The 7072-nt window shown below is 73.3% G+C and carries 7 protein-coding genes and 2 pseudogenes; 6 read left to right on the top strand and 3 right to left on the bottom strand.

Translation table 11 applies throughout. From position 1 onward, the window contains the following. Together AOK22_RS42090 and AOK22_RS01195 are read left to right on the top strand one after the other, a co-directional pair. A pseudogene (locus AOK22_RS42090) lies at positions 1 to 328 on the top strand (hypothetical protein); the annotation flags it as partial. A gap of 407 nt (positions 329 to 735) precedes the next feature. Then, entirely contained in the window at positions 736 to 2010 is a 1275-nt protein-coding gene (locus AOK22_RS01195) for a PucR-like N-terminal domain-containing protein (protein ID WP_079036253.1), read from the top strand. On the opposite strand, the gene AOK22_RS01190 is transcribed toward AOK22_RS01195, so the two are convergent. Then, positions 1985 to 2323 (bottom strand): VOC family protein, encoded by a 339-nt coding sequence (locus tag AOK22_RS01190; protein WP_055696632.1) that lies wholly within the window; start codon positions 2321 to 2323, stop codon positions 1985 to 1987. The genes AOK22_RS01195 and AOK22_RS01190 overlap by 26 nt on opposite strands. A 193-nt stretch (positions 2324 to 2516) precedes the next feature. On the opposite strand from AOK22_RS01190, the pseudogene AOK22_RS42365 reads away from it, so the two are divergent. Then, positions 2517 to 2696: pseudogene (locus AOK22_RS42365) on the top strand (DUF5999 family protein); the annotation flags it as partial. Here the strand turns inward: AOK22_RS42365 and AOK22_RS01185 are convergent. Next, the gene (locus AOK22_RS01185; RefSeq protein WP_055696631.1) at positions 2690 to 3880 is read right to left on the bottom strand and encodes an MFS transporter; all 1191 of its coding nucleotides are present in this window, start codon (positions 3878 to 3880) and stop codon (positions 2690 to 2692) included. The pseudogene AOK22_RS42365 and the gene AOK22_RS01185 sit on opposite strands and share 7 nt — an antisense overlap. 74 nt (positions 3881 to 3954) lie before the next feature. Here AOK22_RS01185 and AOK22_RS01180 point away from each other — a divergent pair, with 74 nt between their 5' ends. After that, entirely contained in the window at positions 3955 to 4713 is a 759-nt protein-coding gene (locus AOK22_RS01180; RefSeq protein ID WP_055696630.1) for a DeoR/GlpR family DNA-binding transcription regulator, read from the top strand. A gap of 4 nt (positions 4714 to 4717) precedes the next feature. Beyond that, positions 4718 to 5344, top strand: coding sequence for an HAD family hydrolase (locus AOK22_RS01175; protein ID WP_055696628.1), 627 nt, complete (start codon positions 4718 to 4720; stop codon positions 5342 to 5344). A 12-nt stretch (positions 5345 to 5356) separates the two neighbouring features. Here AOK22_RS01175 and AOK22_RS01170 read toward each other — a convergent pair whose 3' ends face one another. Beyond that, a complete protein-coding gene (locus AOK22_RS01170; protein WP_055696627.1) occupies positions 5357 to 5965 on the bottom strand; it encodes a TetR/AcrR family transcriptional regulator in 609 nt (202 codons plus the stop codon). A 108-nt stretch (positions 5966 to 6073) separates the two neighbouring features. Between AOK22_RS01170 and AOK22_RS01165 the strand changes: the two genes are divergently transcribed. After that, a partial coding sequence (locus AOK22_RS01165; RefSeq protein WP_055696626.1) for a cytochrome P450 occupies positions 6074 to 7072 on the top strand: 999 nt, incomplete at its 3' end.

The raw sequence follows: 7072 nt of genomic DNA, 5'->3' as shown, positions 1-7072 counted from the left end.
CCCCAGAAGCCCCCCCGGCCCGGCAGCCACCGGAGCGGGTCCCGACGTCTCCGGTCAGGCGGGCGTCATCGGCATCGGCCTGGCCGCCGTGCTGGCGGCCGCGTTCGCGCAGGGCTCCTGGCAGTGGTTCGCCCCGTACATCGGCGTGACGCCGCTCGGGGTGATCCTCGCCTTCTACCGGCTGCCGCCGTCCCGATGCTCCAGCGGTGGGCGTGGCTGTTCCCGAGGCCAGACACCCGTGCCGCGTGCCCCGCGCTGGGCACGTCCGCGGGCACCCGGGCCGAGGCGGGGCCGGCGGACCTGGCCGCGCGCGACGGTGTCGCGCTGACGGCCGCGCGGGAGGCCCGGAGTCATGAGGCCGTGGCCGACCGCCTGTCGGCGACCACGACACTGTGGCTGCCGGTCTACGCGGCCGGGGTGGCGTTGTCGGTGGCGCTGGGGGTGTGGTCCGTCGGCCGGGCCCGGTCGAAACGGCCGTGCCGGTGGGCCCTGGTCGGACCGGCCCTTTGCCGGGCCGCGCCTTGCCGGGCCGCGCCTTTGTCAGCCCGGTGACAACAGGCCGCCCCGGGCTTGTCGGCCGCTGATGAGCCTCCGCGCGAGGACGGCGATATCTTCACCGCACCGCCAAGACCGTCAGCCGTCCGCACCACCCGGGCCGTCAGCCCACCGCCCCGTCCAGACCACCGCACCACCGCACCCCAGAACCTTTGTCCCCGCGCGCAGAGGGAGCACTTCATGGTGAACGGTGCGCCGCGCCCCCGAGGCGCGACAGCGGCAGCCCCTCCGGCGTCGTCCGCGGAACCGCAGTCCGCGTTCCGTGCGTTCCCGGCCGGCCTGCACGACCATGTGCGGCCCTACCTCGCCGACATCACCGAGGAGGTCGTCCAGGCCATCCGCACCCAGATCCCCGAGTACGCCCGCCCGATGGACGACACGTACATGCACGTCGTGAACCGGGGCGTCGAGCAGGCCCTGAAGGGGTTCGTGGCGCGGATGGCGCACCCGGACACCGACTGGGAGTCGGTGAAGGCCACGTATCAGCACATCGGCAGGGGCGAGGCCGACGAGGGGCGCAGCCTCGACTCGTTCCAGTCGGCGCTGCGGCTCGGGGCGCGGGTGACCTGGCGCCGCGTCAACGCCCTCGTCGACGCCGAGCTGTTGCCCCGCCAGGTGCTCGCGGCGTTCGGGGAGGCGCTGTTCCTGCACCTCGACGAGATGGCCGCGGCGACGACCGCCGGCTACACGGAGGCACGGCTGCACGCGGCGGGCGAGTTGCAGCAGCGGCGCGCCCGCCTGATCGATCTGCTGACCGCGGACCCGCCGGTGTCGGCGGAGGCGATCGCCGGGCTCGCGCAGGCCGCCCAGTGGCCGGTGCCCAGCGAGGTCGCGGTCGTCGTCACGGACCACGCGCCGGCGCCGGAGGACGTCCGGCCCATCGTGCCGCCCGAGTTCCTGGCCCGCTTCGACGAGCGGCCGGGACGCGTGGTCGTCCCCGATCCGGAGGGGCCCGGGCGGGCGCGGGCCATCGCGGGAGCCCTGCAAGGGCTCCGCGCCGTCGTCGGCCCGACCGTCGCCCTGCACGAGGGCGCGCGGTCGCTGCGGTGGGCCCAGGACGCGCTGGAGCTGTCCCGGCGCGGCATCCTGCCGGAACGCGGCCTGCTGCGCTGCGCGGACCATCTGGCGACGCTGCTGCTGTTCCAGGACGAGTCGCTGATCGACGCGCTCGTGCGGCGGCACCTGCTGCCGCTGGACGCCGTGCGCTCCCCGCAGCGCGAACGGCTCGCCGAGACCCTGCTGTGCTGGCTGCGCTGCGGCCACAACGCGAGCGAGGTCGCGCACCGCCTGGCCGTCCACCCGCAGACGGTCCGCTACCGGCTGCGTCAGCTGGACGAGGCGTTCGGGGACCGGCTCCACGACCCTGTGGCGCAGTTCGAGATGCAGCTGGCCCTGCACGCGGTGAGCCTGCGGCCGGCGGAGGCGGGCGTCAGCCTGAGCCGCCGCCGAGGCTGATCTCGTTGCCGTCCGCGTCCCGGTAGATCACCTTGGTCGCGCCGCCGTACGTCTCGTGCCCGGCCGGCTCGATGCCCCGCCGCGCGATGTCGGCGACCCGGTCGTCGAGGTCGTCGACGAACGACAGCACCAGGGCGCTTCCCGCCCGTTTCGGGTCCTGCACGATGTAGACGTAGCGATGTTCCGCCACCTCCCAGACCGCCTCGATGTCGTTCGGCAGGAACGAAGGCTGCCCGCCGAAGAACTTCTCGTACCAGGGCAGCGCCGCGGCGTAGTCGGTGACGGGGATGCCGGCGAAGAGGTCCAGAGTCATGCCGTCCTCCACGGGACTCGATGTGTGTCCGTACTGAACCGACTCCGGCGGCGCCGAGAAGTCATCGTTGCCGTGGGCGATGACTTCGCGTGCCCCGCACGGTCACTACTCGTACAGAGCACGCGTACGAAGAATCCGCGCGCGGGGCCCGAGCGAAGGCCTTGTCGGAACCCTCATCGAAAGCAGGTGCGTCATGTGTTCCCATCAGCCGCCGTGCCCGACCGCCGACAGCTCCGACCGCGATGCCGCGGCCGTCCTGTCCGCCCACCCCGAGCAGGGCTGGAGCCTGTTGTGCAACGGCACAATCCTCTTCGACGACACCGGGGAGCTCCTGCCGGACGGGCGTGTCGTGCCGCCCCGGCGCTGTCACGGCCGTGTCGCGGGCTCGACGGTGCGCGAGTCGGGCTGGGAGGCGCGCAGGACGCCGGCCGTGCCCGCCGCGATCACGCAGAAGGCCACGGGCAGGAAGAAGGTGAGGTTGAGCGGCATGAAGTGGGTCAGCGGTCCGATGACGGCGGGTCCGGCGAGCATCCCGAGGTAGCCGAGCCCCGCGACGCGGGAGACGTTCGCGCCCGCCGCGTCCTGGTCCGCGTGCCCGGCGGCGCTGAAGAGCTGCGGGACGCAGCCGGAGAGGCCCGCGCCGAACACGGTCCAGCCGATCAGGGCCAGCGGGATCCAGGGCGACAGGGCCGCGACCGTGAGGCCCACCGCGGCCACGCTCGCGCCGTGGCGCAGGACGGCGACCGGGCCGAACCGCGCGGACACCCGGTCGGCGAGCAGCCGTCCGACGGTCATGGCCGTGGCGAAGGCGCCGTAGGCGAGGGCGGCGGTGGCGGCGGGCGCGTCCAGGACGTCGCGCAGCTGGAGCACACTCCAGTCGTTGGCGACGCCTTCGCAGAGCATGAGCATGAACGCGAGGGCGGCGAGTATCCAGATCCGACGGGGAGTCGTACGGGGCGACGGAGTCGCCGGATCCGCGGCCCCCGAGACCTTCGGCCTCTCGGACCGCAGGAGTGCGCGCGCCGACAGCGCGGCGACCGCGAGCCCGAGCAGCGCCACCGCGCCGAGCGTGGCCGCGGGGCTCCAGCCCCAGCTGAGCGTGCGGGCGCCGAGCAGGGCGGCGAGGACGCCGCCGATGGAGAACGCCGCGTGGAAGGCCGACATGACGGGCCGGTCGTAGCCGCGTTCGACCTGGACGGCGTGCGCGTTCATGCTGACGTCGAGGCAGCCGTTGCCGAAGCCGAGGACCAGCAGTGCCGCGCCCAGCGCCCAGACGTTGGCGGCGAGGCCCGGGAGGACGACGGCCCCGCTGCACAGGGCGGCGCTGACCGGTACGACGGTGCGGGCGCCGAGGCGGTCGGTGAGGGGACCGACGATCTGCATGCCGACGAAGGCACCGCCACCGAGCAGCAACAGCAGCCAGCCGAGCACGGCGTGGCTGATTCCGGCGCGGTCCTCGACGGCCGGGATGTGGACGATCCACATGCCCATGAGGAAGCCGTTCAGGACGAAGTAGGCGAAGGTGGCCAGTCGGCCGGCCCGCAGGGTTCTCTCCATGACTTCGAACATAACGAACGGAATCGATGTTCGGTAGTTTGCGTTTCGAACATTCATGATGTTTGATGTGGGGCGTGTCCAGTACAGACCGACTCAGGCAGATCACCGACGCCGTGCGCGAGGCCGGACGGATCGGCGTCGCCGAGCTCGCCGGGCTCACCGGCGCCTCCGAGATGACCATCCGCCGCGACCTGGAGACCCTGGCCACCCAGGGCGTCCTCGAGCGGTACCGCGGGGGCGCGCGGAGCCTGCTGCTGCGCGGCGAGGAGCCGCCGTTCGCCCTGCGCGCGCAGGAGGGCCCGGAGGCCAAGCGGCGCATCGCCGCCGAGGTCGCCGGGCTGATCTCCGACGGGGAGTCCGTGGTCGTCGACAGCGGCACGACCTGCCTGGAGGTCGCCCGCGTCCTGGCCCACCGCCGCGTGACCGTGATGCCGCTCTCCCTGCACGCGGTGAACGCGCTGTCCGGCGCGCCGGACGTGACGCTCCTGGTGCCCGGCGGCCGGCCCCGCCCCGGCGAGCTGGCCCTGACCGGCCCGCTGACCACGGCGTCGCTCGCCGCCCTGCGCTTCGACACGGCGGTCGTCGGCTGCTGCGGACTGACCGCGACGGACGGCCTGACCGCGTACGACCTGGCCGACGCCGAGGTCAAGCGCGCCGCGATCGCCTCGGCGCGCCGCGTGATCGCCGTCGCGGGCGCAGCCAAGCTCTCCCGCACCGCCCTGGCCTTCGTCGCCCCCGCCACCGCCCTGCACGCCGTCGTCACGGACGGCGCGGCGCCGGAGGAGGAGACCGACGCGCTGGCCGCGGCGGGCGTGACCGTACGAAAGGTGTGACCCCATGAACGACAGCCCCCACGGCCTCGGCGCCGCCCACGACGTCGTGCTCTTCGACATGTTCGGCGTCATCGCGTGCCACCAGTCCCAGGACGGCAAGGACCGGCTGGCCGCGACCGCCGAGGTGCCCGAGTCGGCCTTCTGGGAGGCCTACTGGGGGCTGCGTCGGCCGTACGACCGCGGGGACGTGACCGGAACCGCGTACTGGCGGCGCGTGGCCGACGCGCTCGGCACGCGCTTCGACGAGGACCGGATCGCGCGGCTCGTCGAGGCCGACCTCGCCAGTTGGAGCGCCGTCGACGAGACGATGGTCGCGCTCGTCGAGGAGCTGGCGGGCGCGGGACGGCGTGTCGCGCTGCTCTCCAACATTCCCGAGGAACTGGCCGCCCGCCACGAAGAGCGGCATGCCTGGCTCAAGCACTTCGAGGTGTGCGCCTTCTCCTGCCGCATCGGGCACGCCAAGCCGGAGCCCGGCGCCTACCGCTGGTGCCTGGACGCGCTGGACACCGCGCCGGACCGCGTCCTCTTCGTCGACGACCGCGAGGACAACATCCGGGCCGCCGAGGCCGCGGGCGTACACGGCCATCTCTTCACGAGCCCCGCCCGGCTGCGGGAGACCCTCGGCCTGTGACGTCAGGACGCGTCAGGGCGTGATCGCGCCCAGCAGCGCCTTGGCGCACAGGTCCCGCACCTGCGTCCGCGTCAGATCCGGTTCCTCCAGCCACTCCAGGCAGACGGCCACCATGAACGCCAGCCAGCCCCGCACGGCGAGCCGCAGCGTCGGCACGTCCTGGGTGATGTCCGCCGCGCCGGGGTCGGCGGCGAGCGCGGCGAGGATCTGCCGCTCCTGCGCCGCGAGGCCGTTGCGGTAGACCTCGCGGACCAGCGGGTCGCCCGCCGCCTCCGCCCGGTGGAAGGCGCGGAAGCCCTGCGCGTGGCTCTCCACGTAGCCGAGGAACGCGTCGAGGCCGGCGGTGATCTGCTCGCGCACCGCAAGGCCCGGCTCGGCCGCCGTAAGGCGCAGCATGCGCTCGCTCTCGCGGTGCACGACAGCGGCGAAGAAATCCCTTTTGGTCGGGAAGTAGTGGTACAGGAGACCGCGCGAGACTCCGGCGATCTCCGCGACGCGCTCGATCCACACATCGTCGTAGGGCTTCTGCGCGAACAGCCGCGCTCCGACGGAAAGCAGCTGCTCGCGCCGCTCCTCGGTGCTCAGTCTGCGGCGCGTGCGCTCCTGCGGGTTCGCGGCCATGCAGGCACCTTACTTGACGCGAATTCAATAGCGGCACCAGACTGGGAGCTCCTATTGAATCCACGTACAACAGGCCCAACGGGCCCGTCGGACAAGGGAGATGGGCACATGGCGCAGACGACGCGGTCCGCGGCGGCACAGGGTTCCGGCGAGCGGGACGCGCCCGCCCCGCAGCCCAAGGGGTTCCGCAGCGCCGAGCTGGGCTGGCCCCACCTGGAGCGCATCCCCCATCCGCCGCGCCGCCTCCCGCTGCTCGGCGACATCCTGGGCGCCAACGCCCGGACACCGCTGCAGGATTCGATGCGCATGGCGCACGACCTCGGGCCGATCTTCCGACGCAAGGCGTTCGGCAAGGAGTTCGTCTTCGTGTGGGGCGCCGAACTCGCCGCCGACCTCGCCGACGAGTCGCGGTTCGCCAAGCACGTGGGCCTCGGAGTGGCCAACCTTCGCCCCGTCGCGGGCGACGGTCTCTTCACGGCGTACAACCACGAGCCCAACTGGCAGCTCGCGCACGACATCCTCGCGCCGGGGTTCAGCCGCGACGCGATGGAGGGCTACCACCCCCTGATGCTGGACGTGGCACGGCAGTTGACGACGCGCTGGGACGACCGTGAGGCCGCGGGGCGCCCGGTGGACGTGCCGGGCGACATGACGAAGCTGACCCTGGAGACGATCGCCCGCACCGGATTCGGGCACGACTTCGGCTCCTTCGAGCGGTCCGCGCCGCACCCGTTCGTGACGGCGATGGTCGGCACGCTCTCCTTCGCCCAGCGGCGCAACGTGGTGCCGCCGCTGCTCACCCCGCTGATGCTGCGCGGCGCGTCCCGGCGCAACGACGCGGACATGGCGTACCTGAACAGCACGGTGGACGCGGTCGTCGCGGCCCGCCGCGCCGCGTCCGGCCGGGGCGGCCAGGGGGACCTGCTGGACCGGATGCTGGAGGTGGCGCACCCCGAGACCGGGGAGCGGCTCACTCCGGAGAACATCCGCCGCCAGGTCATCACGTTCCTGGTCGCCGGGCACGAGACGACGTCGGGCGCCCTGTCCTTCGCCCTGCACTACCTGTCGCGCCACCCGGACGTGCTCGCCCGCGCGCGGGCCGAGGTC

This window comes from Streptomyces silaceus (genome assembly GCF_001419745.1).
In the GTDB taxonomy this organism is placed as follows: domain Bacteria; phylum Actinomycetota; class Actinomycetes; order Streptomycetales; family Streptomycetaceae; genus Streptomyces; species Streptomyces silaceus.
This window is presented reverse-complemented; position numbering and strand designations above follow the sequence as displayed.

Bases quoted from the DNA above. Each gene is read 5' to 3' on its own strand.
- AOK22_RS01175 (WP_055696628.1), top strand. From the start codon at position 4,718: ATGAACGACAGCCCCCACGGCCTCGGCGCCGCCCACGACGTCGTGCTC.
- AOK22_RS01195 (WP_079036253.1), top strand. From the start codon at position 736: ATGGTGAACGGTGCGCCGCGCCCCCGAGGCGCGACAGCGGCAGCCCCT.
- AOK22_RS01190 (WP_055696632.1), bottom strand. From the start codon at position 2,323: ATGACTCTGGACCTCTTCGCCGGCATCCCCGTCACCGACTACGCCGCG.
- AOK22_RS01170 (WP_055696627.1), bottom strand. From the start codon at position 5,965: ATGGCCGCGAACCCGCAGGAGCGCACGCGCCGCAGACTGAGCACCGAG.
- AOK22_RS01185 (WP_055696631.1), bottom strand. From the start codon at position 3,880: ATGGAGAGAACCCTGCGGGCCGGCCGACTGGCCACCTTCGCCTACTTC.